General features: G+C 71.2%; 14 protein-coding genes. 2 read left to right on the forward strand and 12 right to left on the reverse strand.

The window, feature by feature from the left end:
- Positions 1-2: 2 nt before the first annotated feature.
- From ACH4RC_RS15340 to ACH4RC_RS15355, 4 genes are all read right to left on the reverse strand, one after another.
- The gene (locus tag ACH4RC_RS15340) at positions 3-1,463 is read right to left on the reverse strand and encodes a glycoside hydrolase family 76 protein (RefSeq protein WP_398200206.1); all 1,461 of its coding nucleotides are present in this window, start codon (positions 1,461-1,463) and stop codon (positions 3-5) included.
- 51 nt (positions 1,464-1,514) lie between these two features.
- The gene (locus ACH4RC_RS15345) at positions 1,515-2,114 is read right to left on the reverse strand and encodes a PASTA domain-containing protein (RefSeq protein WP_398200209.1); all 600 of its coding nucleotides are present in this window, start codon (positions 2,112-2,114) and stop codon (positions 1,515-1,517) included.
- Positions 2,115-2,166: 52 nt separating this feature from the next.
- Positions 2,167-4,425, reverse strand: coding sequence for an Ig-like domain-containing protein (locus ACH4RC_RS15350; protein WP_398200211.1), 2,259 nt, complete (start codon positions 4,423-4,425; stop codon positions 2,167-2,169).
- Positions 4,426-4,733: 308 nt separating this feature from the next.
- Positions 4,734-6,092 (reverse strand): endo-1,4-beta-xylanase, encoded by a 1,359-nt coding sequence (locus tag ACH4RC_RS15355; RefSeq protein WP_398200214.1) that lies wholly within the window; start codon positions 6,090-6,092, stop codon positions 4,734-4,736.
- 347 nt (positions 6,093-6,439) lie between these two features.
- On the opposite strand from ACH4RC_RS15355, the gene ACH4RC_RS15360 reads away from it, so the two are divergent.
- Complete coding sequence (locus ACH4RC_RS15360; protein ID WP_398200526.1) at positions 6,440-7,033, forward strand: TIGR00730 family Rossman fold protein; 594 nt, start codon at positions 6,440-6,442, stop codon at positions 7,031-7,033.
- 4 nt (positions 7,034-7,037) lie between these two features.
- On the opposite strand, the gene ACH4RC_RS15365 is transcribed toward ACH4RC_RS15360, so the two are convergent.
- The 4 genes from ACH4RC_RS15365 to ACH4RC_RS15380 all read right to left on the reverse strand — a co-directional run bounded on the left by ACH4RC_RS15365 (position 7,038) and on the right by ACH4RC_RS15380 (position 9,809).
- Positions 7,038-7,436, reverse strand: a complete 399-nt coding sequence (locus ACH4RC_RS15365) for a GNAT family N-acetyltransferase (RefSeq protein WP_398200217.1) — start codon at positions 7,434-7,436, stop codon at positions 7,038-7,040.
- A gap of 9 nt (positions 7,437-7,445) precedes the next feature.
- Positions 7,446-8,309, reverse strand: a complete 864-nt coding sequence (locus ACH4RC_RS15370) for an alpha/beta fold hydrolase (protein WP_398200220.1) — start codon at positions 8,307-8,309, stop codon at positions 7,446-7,448.
- Positions 8,310-8,321: 12 nt separating this feature from the next.
- On the reverse strand, positions 8,322-8,852 hold the full coding sequence (locus tag ACH4RC_RS15375; protein ID WP_398200223.1) for a hypothetical protein: 531 nt from the start codon (positions 8,850-8,852) through the stop codon (positions 8,322-8,324).
- Between the two features lie 96 nt (positions 8,853-8,948).
- Positions 8,949-9,809, reverse strand: a complete 861-nt coding sequence (locus ACH4RC_RS15380) for a class I SAM-dependent methyltransferase (protein ID WP_398200226.1) — start codon at positions 9,807-9,809, stop codon at positions 8,949-8,951.
- Between the two features lie 163 nt (positions 9,810-9,972).
- Here ACH4RC_RS15380 and ACH4RC_RS15385 point away from each other — a divergent pair, with 163 nt between their 5' ends.
- Positions 9,973-10,662, forward strand: a complete 690-nt coding sequence (locus ACH4RC_RS15385) for a TetR/AcrR family transcriptional regulator (RefSeq protein ID WP_398200228.1) — start codon at positions 9,973-9,975, stop codon at positions 10,660-10,662.
- 30 nt (positions 10,663-10,692) lie between these two features.
- Here ACH4RC_RS15385 and ACH4RC_RS15390 read toward each other — a convergent pair whose 3' ends face one another.
- The 4 genes from ACH4RC_RS15390 to ccrA all read right to left on the reverse strand — a co-directional run bounded on the left by ACH4RC_RS15390 (position 10,693) and on the right by ccrA (position 16,325).
- The gene (locus ACH4RC_RS15390) at positions 10,693-12,300 is read right to left on the reverse strand and encodes an FAD-dependent oxidoreductase (protein WP_398200231.1); all 1,608 of its coding nucleotides are present in this window, start codon (positions 12,298-12,300) and stop codon (positions 10,693-10,695) included.
- A 40-nt stretch (positions 12,301-12,340) separates the two neighbouring features.
- The gene (locus ACH4RC_RS15395; RefSeq protein ID WP_398200234.1) at positions 12,341-13,309 is read right to left on the reverse strand and encodes a diiron oxygenase; all 969 of its coding nucleotides are present in this window, start codon (positions 13,307-13,309) and stop codon (positions 12,341-12,343) included.
- A gap of 34 nt (positions 13,310-13,343) precedes the next feature.
- Positions 13,344-14,849, reverse strand: a complete 1,506-nt coding sequence (locus ACH4RC_RS15400) for a flavin-containing monooxygenase (protein ID WP_398200237.1) — start codon at positions 14,847-14,849, stop codon at positions 13,344-13,346.
- Between the two features lie 174 nt (positions 14,850-15,023).
- Entirely contained in the window at positions 15,024-16,325 is a 1,302-nt protein-coding gene (gene ccrA, locus ACH4RC_RS15405; protein ID WP_398200240.1) for a crotonyl-CoA carboxylase/reductase, read from the reverse strand.
- Between the last annotated feature and the right edge of the window lies 1 nt (position 16,326).

Here is a 16,326-nt window from a genome sequence, read left to right on the forward strand (position 1 = left end):
AGCTACGGGGCCGCGTTCATGAGGTCCAGGGCGCTCTGCTGCCGGGCCGCGTCGGTGCGGTCGACCGGGCCGTACCAGCGCAGCCCGTACTGGCCGAGCGGGTTCCGGTCCGCCTGAGAGGCACGGTCGGCCTGTTTGCGCAGGTAGGTACGGTACGGGTGGTCGGACAGGGCCGCGTCGAGTACGGCGAGGCCGCGGACGTGGGCGCCCTTGAAGGACGGGCCGTCCGCGCCGCAGTCGCCGCTCTCGCACGGGTCGCGCAGGATGCCGTCGGCGGTGTTGAGCGCGGAGGACGTGGTCGCGGCGTCGGCGGTCCGGCGGGCGGCCGTCAGCGTCGCCGCGTCACCGGTCGCCCGGTGCAGTTCGGTGAGGGCGCCGAGGAGCACACCCTGGTTGTAGGACCAGACGGTGCCGTTGTTGGTGCGGCAGGTGGACAGGTCGAGGCCGTCGTTGACCAGATGCCCGCTGTTGATCATGCCGCTGTTCCGGAACCAGTCCCAGCCCGCGCGGGCCCGTCCCAGATACGTACTGTCGCCGGGTATGCGCTGGTGCAGCGCCGCGTTCAGCTCGATGTAGAGGGAGTTGGGGATGGCGTTCTTGTACGTCTTGGCGGTGCTCCACCACACCCCGCCGCCACATGTGCTGTCCCAGTAGGCGGCCATGTGGTCGGCGTCGGCGCGCGCCGTGTCGAGGTAGCGCCGCTCCCCCGTCAGGTCGTAGGCGGCGATCCAGGTGAGGCCCCACCAGCCCGTGTCGTCCAGGTACTCGTTGCGGAACTGGCCCTGCGCGGCGCCGAGTTGCTTCTCGTAGGTGGTGGAGATGGCGTAGCGGTAGCTGCCCATGCCGGTGGTGCGGATGTTGTCGATGACGGCGGTGAGGGCGTTGGCGGAGTTCCACCAGCCGGTGGTGGCGAACAGGCCCGTGCTGGTGTCGTAGTACATCATCTGGGCGGTGGCGGCGGCCTTGGCGCGGTTGCCCGCGTTCCAGGTGGTGCGCGCCCAGGGGGTGCAGGCGATGTCGGCCCTGTCGACCGCCTTGCCGCAGGCGCGCAGGGCGCCGACGCCACGCTGTGCCCAGTCGTCGTTGTTGTACATGAGGGTGCGCCAGCCGGTCCGGCCCGCGGGCACGGTCGTGCTGCCGAGCCGGCTGCCGAAGGCCCAGGTACGGCCGCCGTCGAAGGAACGGTCGAGCCACACCTCGTCGCCGGCCGCGCCGCCGTCGAGGGTGGCCCAGCCCATGGCGGAGCCGTCGTCGAGGTGCAGAGCGAGGGTGCGGTTCGCGAGGTGCGCGGAGACGGGGGTGCGGTCGCCGCCCGCCTGGGCGGGGTCGCGGGCGTCGCAATAGGTGTTGCAGACGGCGGCCGCCGCACCCGGCCGGGGTGCGGCGTGCGCCATGGTCACGGGGACGAGTGCCTGGCACGCGGTGAGTGCCGCGGCCACGAGGAGGACACGTAAGCACTTCATACCGCTCACTGTCCGGCATGGGTGTGCCGGAGGGGAATACCGTGACGGCCGTTACCGGCTCGGGCACTTCCCGACGGCGACGTGGAGCTCGATGTCGTCCTCCCGCGCGTCGAAGGGCTGCCCGGCCTTCGGGGACTGTTCGCACACCTGTCCGTCGACGCGCGGGACGTTCTCCTCGCTCACGGCGCCGTCCGTCCCGTAGTAAACCTTGATGTAGCGGGCGGCGTACCCCTTCCTGAGCAGCACGTCGAAGGCGCGCTCGAAGTCCTCGCCCGTGACGTCGGGGGTCTTGGGTGTGGGCACGTGTGCGTTGCGGCGGGCCGGGCATTTCTCGGCGTACGGAACCGCCCAGAAGTCGACCGCCTCCGCCGCGTCGTTCTTGTGCGAGAAGCAGGACCGCCAGAGGTCCATGTGCTGCATGTCGACCGGCCGGCCGAGGTCGGTGGCGTCCTCGGCCGAGTAACCGAGGTTTCCCTTGACTCCGTTCTTCAGCTGCGCGGCCAGGCTGTCCGACGGCGGGGACGGCACCGCCGTCGGTGAGGTGTGCGCTGCCGAGGTCGTCCTGTCGGCCGGCTCGTTCGTACAGCCGGCGCCCACGGCGGCCACCGTGAGCGCCAGCGCTATGCCGCTGCTGAACTTTCTGAGGTGCAAGGGCCCGGTCTCCTGTCGGTGAAGGATGCGGGCACAGTTTATGCGCGGGGTTTCATGTGCGGGGCCGGAGCAGCGTGATCCGCGATGCGCCCTGTTCCGTGACGTACAGGTTGCCCTTGGCGGTGTCCTCCGTGATGTCCAGGGGCTGCTGGAAGCCGGTGAAGCCGGTGATCCCCGTCGTGGGCGCCGCGAGTCCGCCCTGGGCGTCGACGCCGAACACCTCGATGTCCTGGCCGCTGCTGTAGCGGACCACGAGGAGTTTGCCCCTGAGGCCGCCGTCGAACGCGTTGCCGCGGTACTCGACGACGCCGTCGGCGGAGGCGTGCAGCCCGGCGTCGTACATCCCGGCGGCGTCGAGGTTGCGGTCCGGCTGGGTGCCGACGGGGTAGCCGGTGACCTCGAAGGGGGTGGTGCCCGAGGTCGGGTTGGCGCCGGCCAGGACCCATTCGCAGCGGGCCGGGTTGGGGTGCCCGTAGTAGCGGTTCTTCTTCACATCGAAGACGTAGTCGGTCTCCGCGACGGGGTTGGAGGTGATCCCCGGGACGGCCGGGCCGGTGTAGGCACCTGCCGTCGCCGCGTCGATCCGGCGCGTGCAGGCGGCGGGAAGCGGGGAGGGGGTCGCGGGTGTGTTGCCGCCCGCCGCGGAGCCGTTGGTGGGTGTGTAGAGGTGGCCGTTGGTGTGCCACACCAGGTCGTAGGCGTTGCGTATGCCGGTCGCGTAGAGAGTGAGCGGCGCGTTCGCGGCGTAGGGGTCGTACGTTCCCGGGCTCTCCGTGCGTACGTCGACGGCGCCGGAGGCGGGGAGCTTGGCCGGGTCCAGACGCAGGACCGCCGCGTTGAGCAGGTGCTCGGGGCGGTTGCCCCAGGCCGGATCGGGCGCGCCCATGGCGTTGTTGGCGCCCTGGGTCACGTAGAGGGCACCGTCGGGGCCGAAGGCGAGCGAGTTCGTCTCGTGGTCCTTCACCGAACGGGGCAGGCGGCTGACGACTTCGGTGTACGTGGCGAGGTTCGGGCCGGTCAGCCTGGCGATGCTGCTGGACCAGTCGGGCTGGTTCGGGGTGCCTCCGGCGTACATGGTGTTGGAGGTGATCCAGAGGATGGGGTTCGCCGCCGTCGAGGCGGGGTCGAAGGCCATGCCGATGATCGTGCGGTTGGGTGCTCCGGGCAGGCCGCGGGCCGTGGCGTCCGTGCGGACCGTGGAGATCGTCTCCGCCGCACCGAGGGTGCCGTCGGCGGCGATGGCGTACCGCAGGATGTAGCCGTCGAGGGTGGACGCGTACAGCTTGCCGTCGGGCCCCTTCACGACGGAGGCGAAGCTTCGGCCCGTCGCCGCCGTGGCCACCTTGTCGAAGGCGATGGTGCCACCGCCGCTCCCGGCGCCCGTGGTGAACACCGAGCTCCAGGGCGTGAAGGTGTGCCCGGCCAGGTCGCGGACGCCGCTGGTGACGGTGAAGCGGTAGCGGGTGTTCGCCTTGAGCCCGGTGGTAGGCGACAGGTTGATGACGTCGCCGCCGCCGCTGGTGATCACGTGGGCGGGTACGGCGGCCCCGGTCGCCGACTCCTTCAGAGTGACCGTGGTCGAGGTGAGGGTCGCGGTGTCGACACCCGGTCCGACCAGTTTGAGGTCGGCCACGACGCTGCCGGTCGGTGCCGCGCCGGTCGCCGTGTTCGCCGGGGTCACCGTCCTGACCTCGGGGTGGGTGGCGGGATCGGCGAGCGGGGCGACGGTCACGTACGCGATCTTCGTGTTGGTGCCGCCGAGCGGGCTGATGGTCAGTCGGCCGTCGGTCACGGTGGGGTGGACGGTCCTGGTCTGGTACTTGGTCGTGGAGGTCGGCACGAACCCGTCGACCGCGTTCTGGTTCTCGACCTGGATCGCGTGCGCGCTGTCCAGGCTCGTCGCGTCGCCCACGGCCACCGTCACGGTGTACGTGCCGTCGGGCACGGCCATCTCCCACCGGCCGGGCGTCTTCACACCTGCCGAGGAGGCGGGGAGCTGCATGTGGACGAAGGTGGCGAGCAGCCGGTCGGGCTCGGCGGTGCCCCGGTCACGGCCGTTGCCCGTCAGGGTGAGCGGGGTGGAGTTCGTCAGGCCCACCCAGCCGTAGGTGAGTCCGGTGCCCTGGTTCGGGCCGGTCCGGGCGGCGTAGGACTGCCCGTGGTCGAGTGCGTAGCCGCTGACGGGCGTGGTGGTCGCGGTGGCGAAGTCGACCTTCGCGGAGAAGGTGGTGTCGGCGCGCGCCTGGGTGGGAGCGGCGACGGCGGCGCCCAGGAGCGCCAGAGTGAGCAGGGCTCCCGCTGTGCGGGACACGTGTCTTCGAAGAATCGGCTGCAACATGCTCAGGCTCAGCACAGGTTTCTCCCGTCGGGAAAGGAACGCGCCCCGGCGCCTCGGCGTCCGGGGCATGCCGAGCCCATGGCTGCCCCGCCCGCGACGGCCCAAGCGGCGACTGCGCCGGGGGCCGTGCGCGGGCGGGGCCGATGCCGGTGCGCCGGGGCGGCTGTGACCTGCGCGGGACATGTGAACCCACGCCTCCGCCCGCACACCTGGAGCACTCCGGGCACGACACCTGCACTCGTGCCTGCTACTGACGAGGTATCAGCTGACCTCAGCCGTCGTCACGACGCGGTGCAGGCGCCCAGTACGGGTGCGGCCCCGTTGCCGTTCTTCTGGACGGTGAAGCCGAAGCTGGTCGAGGCGCCCGGTGCGAGGCTGCCGTTGTAAGCGGCGTTCTTCACGGTCATGACCGTGCCGCCGCTGTCCCAGCTCGGCGAACCGTTCCAGGTGGTGACGACCTTCTGCGGGGCCGGCACCGTCACGCCCGTGGACCACGCGGTGATCGGTGAACTGCCCGCGGTGACGGTCACCTTGCCGTTGTACCCGTCGTTCCACGCCTCCGACGTCGTGTACGAGACACTGCACGTCGCCCCCGAACCGTCGCCGCCGCCGGGGGTCCCGGAGCCGCCGAGCGCGGTGAGCGCCGCCGAATAGGCCGGTTTGGCGGCATAGTTGGAGTCGAACAGCAGCGGGGTGCCGCTGCTGCGCCAGGAGTACTTGTCGGTCACCCCCCAGACGGTGATGCCGGTGCAGCGGGACACGGCGAGACACGCCTTGACGACATTGCCGTAGTTGGTCGCCTGGGCGGTGCCGGAGCCCTCGATGTCGAGTTCGGTGATCTGCACGTCGACGCCGAGGTCGGCGAAGCGCTGGAGGTTGGCCTGGTAGTCGGACGGGACCGGCGACGCGCTGTTGAAGTGGGACTGGAAGCCCACGCAGTCGATCGGCACCCCGCGCGCCTTGAAGTCCTTGACCATCGCGTACACCGCGTTGCTCTTCGCGTTGACGCCGTCGGTGTTGTAGTCGTTGTAGCAGAGCTTGGCGGCCGGATCGACGGAGCGGGCGGTGCGGAACGCCTCCTCGATGAAGCCGTTGCCGAGCTTGTCCTGGAACGGTGAGCTGCGCCGGGCGCCGCTGCCGCCGTCCTGGAAGGCCTCGTTGACCACGTCCCAGGCGTAGATGTCTCCCTTGTAGTGCTCCATGACCTGGGTGATGTGGTTGTTCATCGCCGAGCGCAGGTCCGTCGCGGACAGACCCGACACCCAGGAGGGCAGCTGCGAATGCCACACCAGGGTGTGGCCGCGGACCTTCATGCCCTTGCCCAGGGCGTGGCCGACGATCTGGTCGGCGTTGGAGAACGTGAAGGAGCCGCGGGTGCTCTCGGTGGCGTCCCACTTCATCTCGTTCTCCGGGGTCACCTGGTTGAACTCCCGGTCCAGTGTGGACGCGTAGGCGGTTTCGCCCAGGTGGTTCGCGGCCACGGCGGCGCCGAAGTAGCGGCCCTTGGCGGCCGCCGCCGAGCCGAGGCTGTCGGCCGCCGCGGCGGTCTGCGACAGGGCCGCGACGGTCACCGCGGCGAGGATCGAGGCCACGCCGGTTCTCAGGGCGACGCGGGCACGTGAACGGTTGCTCGTTGCCATCTCATCCCTTTCCGGAGGCGTCGCGACGCGCCGGGGGCGGGTGGTGCGTACGGAGCGGAAGGACGTGCGGCGGGGCGGAACGGAACCGGGGACGTGTCGCGACGCCGAAAGTTTCAGTACTGGTCCCGAAACACTGCGGCGACCGTACGGACAGACGGGAAGCAGGTCAACCACTTGGGTCGAGTTGGCCGGAGAATGCGTCGATGGCGCGGATGAGGCCCAGGTGGCGAGAGTACGGAAGGCGGCGGCGATAGTTTTCGAAGCCGGCAGACCACCACCGCCCTCACCATGAACACCCCCTGCGTGGTAGACCGGAGGATCTGTCACCGATGTTCTGGGGATCCTCCATGCGCCGCCTCGCCGTCTTCCTCGCCTCGTCCAACGGGCACGACCCGGCCCACGCCGAACTCGCCGCCGCCGTCGGCACGGAGCTGGCCCGGCGATCCATCGGCCTCGTCTACGGGGGCGGGCACAGCGGCCTGATGGGGGTCATCGCGGACAGCGTCCTCGATGCGGGCGGCGAGGTCGTCGGCGTCATGCCGCGCAGCATGGTCGAGCGGGAGTGGGCGCACGAGGGCGTGACGGAGCTGATCCTCTGCGACTCCATGCACGAGCGCAAGGCGATCATGGCCGAGCACGCCGACGCCTTCGCCGCCCTGCCCGGCGGCCTCGGCACCCTGGAGGAGATCTTCGAGGTGTGGTCGTGGCGCCAGCTCGGCTTCCACACCAAGCCCGTCGGGTTCCTGGACGCGGGAGGCTTCTGGACCCCGCTGCTCGCCTCCCTGCGCTCCATCGCGGACTCCGGTTTCCTGCCCGCGGCCACATTGGACGACCTGGCCGTCGCGCCCGATCTGCCCGGTCTCCTCGACGCGTTGGAGACGCGGCTGCGCGGTGTCGCGGAGCCCGCGCACGGGGAGACCTGGCACCGGCTCGGCACGTGAGCGGTCAGCGCAGCGCGATGAGCCCCGCGTCCGTCGGCACGAAGCCGCACGCGGTGAAGTAGAAGGGCCGCAGACGCGCGTCGAAGTCGACGTGCAGCCACTCGCAGCCCGCCGCCCGCGCGCCGCGCACAGCGGTGGCCACGAGTTCGGCCCCGATGCCGGACGCGCGCACGTCCTGGGCGACCATCGTGTCCAGCACGAAGGCGTGCACACCGCCGTCCCAGGCGACGTTGACGAACCCCACCAGCCTGTCCTCTCCGCGCGCGCAGACCCAGCCGAGGCTGTGCCGGTGTACTTGCGCATGCCAGCCGGTGGCGGTCCGTTCGTGCTCGAAGGCTTCGGCGTGCAGGTCTTCGACCTCCGCGTCGCCGAAGTCACCGCGCCAGTCATAGGTGATCGTCATGGCGGCATCCTAGGTGGGCCGGAAGAACTCGATGAGCGTCTCGGCCAGTGCCTCCGGGGCCTCCTCCGCCACATGGTGGCCGGAGTCGATGCCGTGGCCGCAGACGTCGTCGGACCACTCGCGCCAGATCGCGCGCGGGTCGCCGTACAGGTCCTCCAGGTCGTCGCGGAGGGACCAGAGGACCAGGGTGGGGCAGGTGAGGCGGGTGCCCGCGGCGCGGTCGGCCTCCTCGTGGCGGCGGTCCACGGTGAGGCCGGCGCGGTAGTCCTCGAGCATGGCGCGGACGACATCGGGGTCGCGGGTGGCCTGCCGCCACTCGGCATGGTTCTCGGCGCCCATGAGCGCGGGGTCTCCGTGGTACCAGCTGTCCGGGTCGGCGGTGATGACGCGTTCGGGGATGTCCGGCTGGGCGAAGAAGAACCAGTGCCACCACCGCGTGGCGAAGTCGACGTCGACGCGGGTCAGATGCTCGGTCAGGGGCAGGGCGTCGGCGAAGGCCACGCGGGAGACGGCCCCCGGGTGGTCGAGAGCGAGGCGAAGCGCGACGCTGCCGCCGCGGTCGTGCCCCACGAGGGCGAAGCGGCGGTGTCCGAGGTGCCGCATGACGGCCACCACGTCCCCGGCGACGGCACGTTTCGAGTAGCCCGCGTGGTCAGCGGTGAAGCGCGGACCCCTGGAACGCCCGTAGCCCCTCAGGTCCGGGCAGACCACGGTGTGGCCCGCTCGGACGAGCAGCGGGGCGACCCGGTGCCAGGTCGCCGAGGTACGGGGGTGGCCGTGCAGCAGCACCACGGGCGGCCCTTCCCCGCCGTACCGGACGAAGGCCGACGCCTCACCCAGCTCGACCCGCGTCGAAGCGAATCCCTCGAACACCGTGCGCGGCCCCTATCGCCGCTGAGGTGTCGCGGTCCGCGCGCGCAGTGCCTCGTCCATGGCGCGCAGGCGGCGCGTCTGACGGTTGCCCGTGTAGGTCAGCCCGCCGAGGAACACGACGGTGAGCACCGCGAAGCCGATGGTCTGGCGGGGTGCCGCGGTGAGGCCCGTCAGGACGGTGATCGTCACGAACATGACCGCCAGCACGATGAACGCGGCCACGCGGTGCCTGGAGCGGTACAGACGCTGGTCGACGAGTTCGCGCATCGCCTGCCGTTCCTCGGGGTCGGCCGGCGGGTCGCCGCGGCGCAGCCGCTGGTCGAGGGAGACCAGACCGTCCGTGCCTCCGGCGGCCTTCTGATCCCTCCGGCGTACGGAGAAGATCACCGCGAGGCCGCCGAGGGAGACGAACGCCAGGCGGGCGACGATCTCCGGGAACGACCGTCCCGGATACAGGAGTTGGATCAGAACGGCGCCCAGAAGTACGGACAGCGCGTATTGCGCCCAGAGGTGCTTGGTCAGAAATGTGTTGAGGCGTTCCATCTTCCCCGTCCCCTCTTCCCTCGTCGTTTCTTCCCTCGTCCCCTCGGTCACGCCTCCGATTACCCGGCCCCCGCGCGCACATGCCTCAGCCCCCGCTCACGGCCTTCTCGCCGTGTGGATGCTGTAGCGCCATGCCTCCTGGTGGCGGTACATCTCCACCCCGCTCATCGCGTTGACCAGGGAGTCTCCGTACCCGAACCTCTCGGCCACGCCGTACGGGAGCGCGCCGAGAACCGCGAACGCCCGCAGCATCGGCAGGACGTGGGCCGTGGCGTCCAGGGTCGCCTCGACCACGAACCCCGCGTCCGTCAGCAGCCGTTCGAGGCGGCCATGGTGCAGCGTCAGCATCGCGGGCATCGCCGACAGCTCGCAGACCCGGCGCAGCGCCCGGTTCGCCTCCGGCGTGAGCTGATGCGGCGGGGTGCTCGAGTACTCGAACATCACCAGGCGGCTCCCGGGGCGCAGCACCCGGTGGAACTCGGAGAGGGCCGTCTCCGGTTCGGCGGAGTGGACGAAGGACTCCATGGTGTAGAGGCCGTCGAAGGAGCCCGTCGCGAAGGGCAGGGCGTGGTAGTCGGCGACCAGGAACCGTGTCCCGCCCCGGGCTTGCCCCAGCCGGGCCGAACGTCTGCGGGCGAGGCCGATGTCCGCCTCGATGCCGTCGATCCCGGTGACGAGCGCGCCGGTCTCCCGGGCGACCGTACGGGCCACGTCCCCGACCCCGCAGCCCGCGTCGAGGACGGCGGACGCCGCGGGCACCGCCAGTTCGCGCGCCGCGACGGCCTCCATGCGGCGCATGGCCGCGCCGAAGGCCCAGGGTGAGCCGCCGGGCTCGTACCAGCCGAAGTGCCGCGTGCGGCCGAGGAGTATGGCGTAGCCCCAGCGGGACTCCCAGCGCTGGTAGTAGGGCAGGACGCGTTGGCGGTAGTTGGCGCCGCTGTCCATGGGCTCGGTCATTGCTGCCACCTTCGTTCGGCTCCGGGCGGGCGTGTGCGTGCCCGGTGAACGACCCCGTCACCACCAGGTCGCGGCTGCGGCAACAGCCGTGGCGGCGCCGGAATTCGGCCGTATGAACGACGATGCCCGCCGTTGACGTTCGGGTGCCCGATATCCTGGCGCGATGGCGGACAGAACCGGCGGCGAGCCGCAGATCGACAGGCGCTCCACCCGGTGGGACGAGCACAAGGCGCAGCGTCAGGTCGAGCTGGTGGACGCGGCGGTGGCCCTCATCGAGGAGGAGGGCGCGCGCTTCAGGGTGCAGCGTCTCGCGGAGCGAGTGGGTCTGCCCCGGTCGGTGCTGTACCGGCACTTCAAGGACCGTGCCGATCTCGACGGCTTGATCCGCCGCCGGGTGGTGGAGTCGTTCATGCGGCGCATGGAGCCGACGCTCACCTTCGACGGGACGATCGAGGAGGCGGTGCGGCGGGTGGTCGGCGCGCACCTCGACTGGGTGTCCCAGCATCCGCGCCTCTACGCGTTCATGGGCGTCGGTGAGCACTCGATGGGGGACGGTTCGCTGGTCGCGGATACCAAGACGGCCATCGCGATGATGCTGAGCGACCGGTTCGGGGACGTGCTCAAGGCGCTCGGGATCAGCGAGGCGCCGATCCGTTCGGTCGCGATCGGGATCGTCGGGTTCGTCGACACCTCGGTCAACCAGTGGATGCGGGACGAGCGGCGCGAGCAGTCCGAGGAGGAGCTGCGCGCGATGCTGTGCCGCTCCGTGTGGGCGGTCCTCGACGCGACGCTGCGGGACCTGGGTGTGAAGCTGTCGCCGGAGCATCGGGTGGCGGACCTGGAACGGGCCTGAGCCCGCTCCGGGCCCCGATGACCGGCACCGTCAGGTGTGCACCGCCGGGACCGCCTCCGCCGCCCGGCGCAAGGACTCCGTGTCCGTGAACTTGACGCGGGGGCGGCCCTGCGCCTCGCCCGCCGCCCGTTCCGCCCGGTCGATCGCGCGCCAGGCGTCCAGGTCGAGCGCCTGCGTCGTCGTACGGACGGCTCGCTCGGGCCCGGTGAGGCGGCCCGCGGCGAAGTCGTCCAGGAGCGACTCGACCGTCTCCTGGGCGCAGGTCTTGTTGGTCCCGATGAAGCCGGTCGGGCCGCGCTTGATCCAGCCCGCGACGTAGACGCCGGGCTCGACCCGGCCGCGCTCGTGCGGCACGGTCGCGCTCGCCTCGTCGAAGGGCAGGCCGGGCACGGGCCGGGCGCGGTAGCCGACGGAGCGCAGGACCAGGCCGGTCTCCAGGGTCTCGGCGGCGCCGGTGGGGCGGGCGCGGACCGTGCCGTCGTCGTCCGTGTACAGCTCGGTGGGGGTGATCTCCAGGGCGCGTACGGACGTCTCGCCGACGAGCCGGAGGGGGCTCGTCAGGAAGCGCAGGACGATGCGGCGGCGGCCTTCGACGGGGGTGCGGGCGGCCAGCTGAGACAGGAGCCGGGTCTTCTCCGTGGCCTCCGGGTCCAGGCCCTCGGGCCCGCCCTCGACCAGCACGTCCACGTCCTTGAGCGCGCAGAGCGCGAGCAGTTCGGGCACGGTGAACGCCGCCTGGGCGGGCCCCCGGCGGCCGAGGAGGACCACCTCGCGGACCTTGCTCGTACGCAGTGCGGCGAGGGCGCGGTCGGAGATGTCGGTACGGGCGAGGGTGTCGGGGTCGGCGGTGAGGATGCGGGCGACATCGAGGGCGACGTTGCCGTTGCCGATGACGACGGCGCGCTCGGTGTCCAAGGGGTGTTCGTCGGCGGCGCGGTCGGGGTGGCCGTTGTACCAGCCGACGAAGTCGGTGGCGGAGACGCTGCCGCGCAGCTCCTCGCCCTCGATGCCGAGGCGCCGGTCGGTCGCGGCGCCGACGGCGTAGACGACCGCGTGGTGCTCGCGGAGCAGGTCGGTGTGGGTGAGGTCGGTGCCGAGCTCGACGCCGAGGCGGTAGCGGAAGCCGGGCTGCGACTCGATCGTCCGGAAGAGCCGGGTGACCTGCTTGGTGTCCTGGTGGTCCGGGGCGACACCGGCCCGCGCCAGGCCGTAGGGCGTCGGCAGCCGGTCGTGGACGGTGACGCGTACGCCGGGGTGGCGGAGGAGTTCGTCGGCGGCGAACATCCCGGCCGGGCCCGCGCCGATGACGGCCACCGACAACTCGCCCTCGGGCAGCGCGCGTTGGCGCGGAACGACGTACATGGGGCTGCGGTCGGCGTGCGGGTTCCGTTTGTAGTAGTCGGCGTTCAGCTGGAGGAACGGCAGCTCGCCCTCGCCGAGTTTCGTGTGCGGTTTGAGCGCGTCGACCGGGCAGGCCGTCGTGCAGGCGCCGCAGTCCACGCAGGTGCGCGGGTCGACGTAGAGCATCTCGGTCGTGCCGAAGCCGGGCTCGCCCGGCGCGGGGTGGATGCAGTTGACCGGGCAGGCCAGCACGCAGGAGGCGTCGGCGCAGCAGGATCGGGTGACGACGTACGGCACGGCGGCTCTGTCTCCGTTCGATGGTGAAGCGGTCGGGCTGTCAGTCGGTGTGCAGGGCGGGCTCGCCGCGGAAGCGGGCCGGGCGGCCGTCGATGCGCAGGGCCCTCCACACCGGCCGCGACACCTTGTTCATCAGGCCGATGTCCTCGGCGAGCATCCGTACGTCGGAGAAGAGGTCGTGGAGCATCTTGCGGCCCGCCTCGGACTTCCAGAAGACGTCCTTGACGACCCAGGCCGGGATGCCGACCTGCTCGGCGGACTTGCGGTCCGGGATCATGATGACGTCGCACAGGACCCGCATGATCAGCGGGAAGAGGACGGACAGGGCGCCGCGGCGGGCCTTGCGCATGTGCGGCACGCGAAGGCGCAGGAACTCGTGCGCGAAGGAGATGTGCCGCGCCTCCTCGGCTATGTGGATCTGCATGATCCGCTGCGGAAGGGGGTGGACCGGCTCACCGCTGCGCAGGGCCGACTTCTGGAGGTGGTCGATGGGCTCCTCGCCGGCGAGGATGCCGGTGAAGAACGCCTCGGGGTAGAGCGAGCCCGCCAGCGGCAGGAAGCGGCTGACCTTGCGGAACCAGCGCTTGCCGCCCGCGGTGTCCACGCCGGTCCGGTTGACCAGCTCCTGGAACATCTGGGTGTGGTGGGTCTCCTCGGTGATCTCGTGCGTGAGGTAGCGGAACTCCTCGTCGCGGTTGCCCAGTTCGTAGAGGTAGTCGAGGGCGCCGCGCATCAGGATGTTCTCGAACTGCATGCCGACCTTGGCGATCACCGCCCAGCGCCAGATCCCGATCCGGATCTGTGTCTCCAGGGGCTGCTCGCGGTACCAGGGGTGGGCGCCGAGGGCGTCGGCGCTGGTGAGGACCCAGCGCGGGTCGCTCAGGTCCACGGCGAACTCGGGGTCGTCCCACGCGATGTCTTTGAAGGCGTTGAAGTTGACGTTCACGGAGCCCTCGGACAGGGTCCGCAGACGCTCGTCGTACAGCTTCCTGGTCAGGTTCGCGGTCATCTTCGTCCTCGGTTCCTGTCGTACGGCGGAGCGGTCAGGCGGCGCGGGACGGGGCGTTCCGCGCCACGCCCGCCTTCTCGAAGCGCAGGGGGCTGTCGTCGACGGGGGTGTCCTGGAGCAGGGCCCGGTCGCGGTAGTAGTTGTTCCACAGCCGCCAGGGGTCGCGGGTGCCCTGGCGCGGCATGACCTCGTTGGCGCGGGCGATGTAGCCGGAGGTCAGCGCCTCGCCCATGACAGAGAACTCCGAACGGTCGCGGTCGGAGGCGACCGGCGTCGCGATGTCGTGGCCGTGGCGCCGCATGTGGGCGAGCAGCCGGGCGGTGTAGGCGGCGGCCAGGTCCGCCTTCAGGGTCCAGGAGGCGTTGGTGTAGCCGATGACGAGGGACATGTTCGGGACGCCTTCGAGCAGGACGGCCTTGTAGAGGACGCGGTCCTTGACGTCCACGGGCTCGCCGTCGACGGACAGGGCCATGCCGCCCATGAGGCGCACGGTCAGGCCGGTGGCGGTGACGATGATGTCGGCCTTGATCTCCCTGCCGGACTGCAGCCGGATGCCGTCGGCGGTGAACGTGTCGATCCGGCCGGTGGCGATCGACGCCTCGCCGCGCTTGAGCACCTTGAACAGGTCGCCGCCGGGGACTACGCACAGGCGCTGGTCCCACGGCTTGTACTCCGGACTGAAGTGGCGCATGTCGACGCCCTTGCCCGCCTGGGCCCGTACGAGGCCGAGCAGCACCTTGCGGGCGAGGCGCGGGTACTTGCGGCAGAAGGCGTAACTCCCGCGCTGCAGGGCGATGTTGCGGGCGCGGACCACCTTGTGCGTCAGGCGGACGGGGGCGCGCAGCTTCTGCAGTACGGAGGTGAGCGGGTCGACCTCGGGCAGCGCGAGGACGTAGGTGGGCGAGCGCTGCACCATGGTGACGTGCTCGGCGGTGCCGGCCATCGCGGGCAGCAGGGTGATGGCGGTGGCGCCGGAGCCGATGACGGCGACGCGCTTGCCGGTGTGGTCGAGGTCCTCGGGCCAGTGCTGCGGGTGGACGAGTGTGCCCCGGAAGTCCGCCTCGCCGGGGAACTCCGGGCGGTAGGGGGTGTCGTAGTCGTAGTAGCCGGTCGCACCGACGAGGTAGCCCGCGCTGTACGACTCGCGCGCGCCGGTGGCCTCGTCCTCGACCTCGACGGTCCAGCGCCCGCTGTCGTGCGAGAAGTCGGCGCTGAGCGCGCGGCGCCCGAAGCGGACGCGGTCCAGGATCCCGCCGTCGGCCGCGGCGTCCTCCACGTACTGCCGGATCTTCGCCCCGTCGGCGAGGATCCGCTTGTCGCGCCAGGGGCTGAAGCCGAAGCCGAAGGTGGGCATGTCGGAGTCGGAGCGGATGCCGGGGTACCGGAAGAGGTCCCAGGTGCCGCCGACCCGGGCGCGGCGCTCGAGGACGACGAGTGAGGCGGCCGGGTTGTCACGCAGGATGTGACGGGCGGCGCTGACGCCGGATATACCGGCACCGATGACCAGAACGTCGACGGGGGTGGCGTGGGTCTGCTCCATCGCGGAGGGTCCTCACTCTCGCTCGCGGGCCCCCGGGAGAGGCAGGGGCGGAGGTGCGCCCCGCCCCTCGGGGCACGGCAGTTGCTCAGACACGTGGTTCCACTTCTGCGTGTAAAGGCAACTTACCTGCGACACGGTGTTTCAGATACCTCCGGTAACGTGTTCTGGGTCACATCAGCCCATGAGCGCCCGCCGCTTCCCGGGGTCGGAGACGCCGAGACCCGTGCGCGGGGCGAGGCCGAGGACGCCGACCTTCCCCGTGTGCAGGCTGCGCTGGACCAGGCGGGCGGCCTCGCGCGTCTCCTCCAGGGGGTACGTCGCCGAGAGCGCGGGGCGCAGCAGCCCGAGCTCCAACAAGCGCTGCATCTCGTTCAGTTCGGCCAGGTTGACGCCGTGGCTGCCGATGACGCGCTTGAGCCGCATCCACAGGAACCGGTTGTCGAACTCGTGCTGGTAGCCGGTGGTCGAGCCGCACGTCACGACGGTGCCGCCGCGCCCGGCCACGTACACGGAGACACCGAACGTGGCCCGCCCCACGTGCTCGAACACGATCTGCGGGTCGGCGCCGACGGCGTCCCTGATCAGCTTGCCGAGGCGGCGCCCGGGGACGGCGGGGTCCTCGGGCACGGTCCCGTCGATGCCGATCTCGCGCCGGTCGATGACGACATGGCAGCCGAACTCCTTCGCCGCGCGCGCCTTGGCCTCGCTGCCGACGACGCCGACAGCGATGCCGCCGCCGCTGCGCACGAGCTGCGCCGCGTACGCGCCGAGGCCGCCCGAGGCGCCCCAGATCAGCACGGTGTCGCCCTGCTTCATCCGGGCGCCGCGCTCACTGACGAGCATCCGGTAGGCGGTGCCCGCGCACAGCGGGTTGCTGGCCGCCTCCTCCCACGTCAGGTGGGCGGGCTTGGGCAGGAGTTGACCGGCTCGGGCGACGCAGTAGTGGGCGAGGCCGCCGAAGTTCGTCTCGAACCCCCAGGCCAGCTGGGAGGGGCCCATCATGCCGTCGGCGTGCCCCGCCGGGTCCTCGTCGTCGACGTACACGGGTGAGACCACGACGCGGTCGCCGACCCGCCAGCGCCGTACACCGGCGCCTGCCCGTACGACGACGCCCGACGCGTCCGAGCCGATGACGTGGTGCGGGGCGTCGTGGCGCGCCGCCCAGCCGCCGTCGCGGCCGAACTTGCGCAGGAAGGAGAAGGTCGGCACCGGCTCGAACATCGCCGACCAGACGGTGTTGTGGTTGATGCCGCTCGCGAGGACCGCGACGAGCACCTCGTCCGGGGCGAGGTCCGGCATCGGCACCGGTCCGACGTGGATCGACTTGCGCACGTCCTTGTCGTCGACGCCGCTGAACATGTCCTGGTCCTCGGCGCGCAGATGGGCCGCCAAATACTGGGTGGGCACGGGCAGTCCGGCGAGCGTGGCGGCGGGGGCGTCGGCCACCACGGCCGCGGCGAGGGGATCGGCTTCCATG

The sequence above is a fragment of the Streptomyces sp. NPDC016845 genome, from assembly GCF_044332585.1.
Classification (GTDB): Bacteria; Actinomycetota; Actinomycetes; order Streptomycetales; family Streptomycetaceae; genus Streptomyces.

Excerpts from the sequence above, each read along its gene's own strand:
- ACH4RC_RS15340 (WP_398200206.1), bottom strand. The coding sequence starts at position 1,463 with ATGAAGTGCTTACGTGTCCTCCTCGTGGCCGCGGCACTCACCGCGTGC.
- ACH4RC_RS15355 (WP_398200214.1), bottom strand. The coding sequence starts at position 6,092 with ATGGCAACGAGCAACCGTTCACGTGCCCGCGTCGCCCTGAGAACCGGC.
- ACH4RC_RS15360 (WP_398200526.1), top strand. The coding sequence starts at position 6,440 with ATGCGCCGCCTCGCCGTCTTCCTCGCCTCGTCCAACGGGCACGACCCG.
- ACH4RC_RS15365 (WP_398200217.1), bottom strand. The coding sequence starts at position 7,436 with ATGACGATCACCTATGACTGGCGCGGTGACTTCGGCGACGCGGAGGTC.
- ACH4RC_RS15375 (WP_398200223.1), bottom strand. The coding sequence starts at position 8,852 with ATGGAACGCCTCAACACATTTCTGACCAAGCACCTCTGGGCGCAATAC.
- ACH4RC_RS15380 (WP_398200226.1), bottom strand. The coding sequence starts at position 9,809 with ATGACCGAGCCCATGGACAGCGGCGCCAACTACCGCCAACGCGTCCTG.
- ACH4RC_RS15385 (WP_398200228.1), top strand. The coding sequence starts at position 9,973 with ATGGCGGACAGAACCGGCGGCGAGCCGCAGATCGACAGGCGCTCCACC.
- ACH4RC_RS15395 (WP_398200234.1), bottom strand. The coding sequence starts at position 13,309 with ATGACCGCGAACCTGACCAGGAAGCTGTACGACGAGCGTCTGCGGACC.
- ACH4RC_RS15400 (WP_398200237.1), bottom strand. The coding sequence starts at position 14,849 with ATGGAGCAGACCCACGCCACCCCCGTCGACGTTCTGGTCATCGGTGCC.
- ccrA (WP_398200240.1), bottom strand. The coding sequence starts at position 16,325 with ATGGAAGCCGATCCCCTCGCCGCGGCCGTGGTGGCCGACGCCCCCGCC.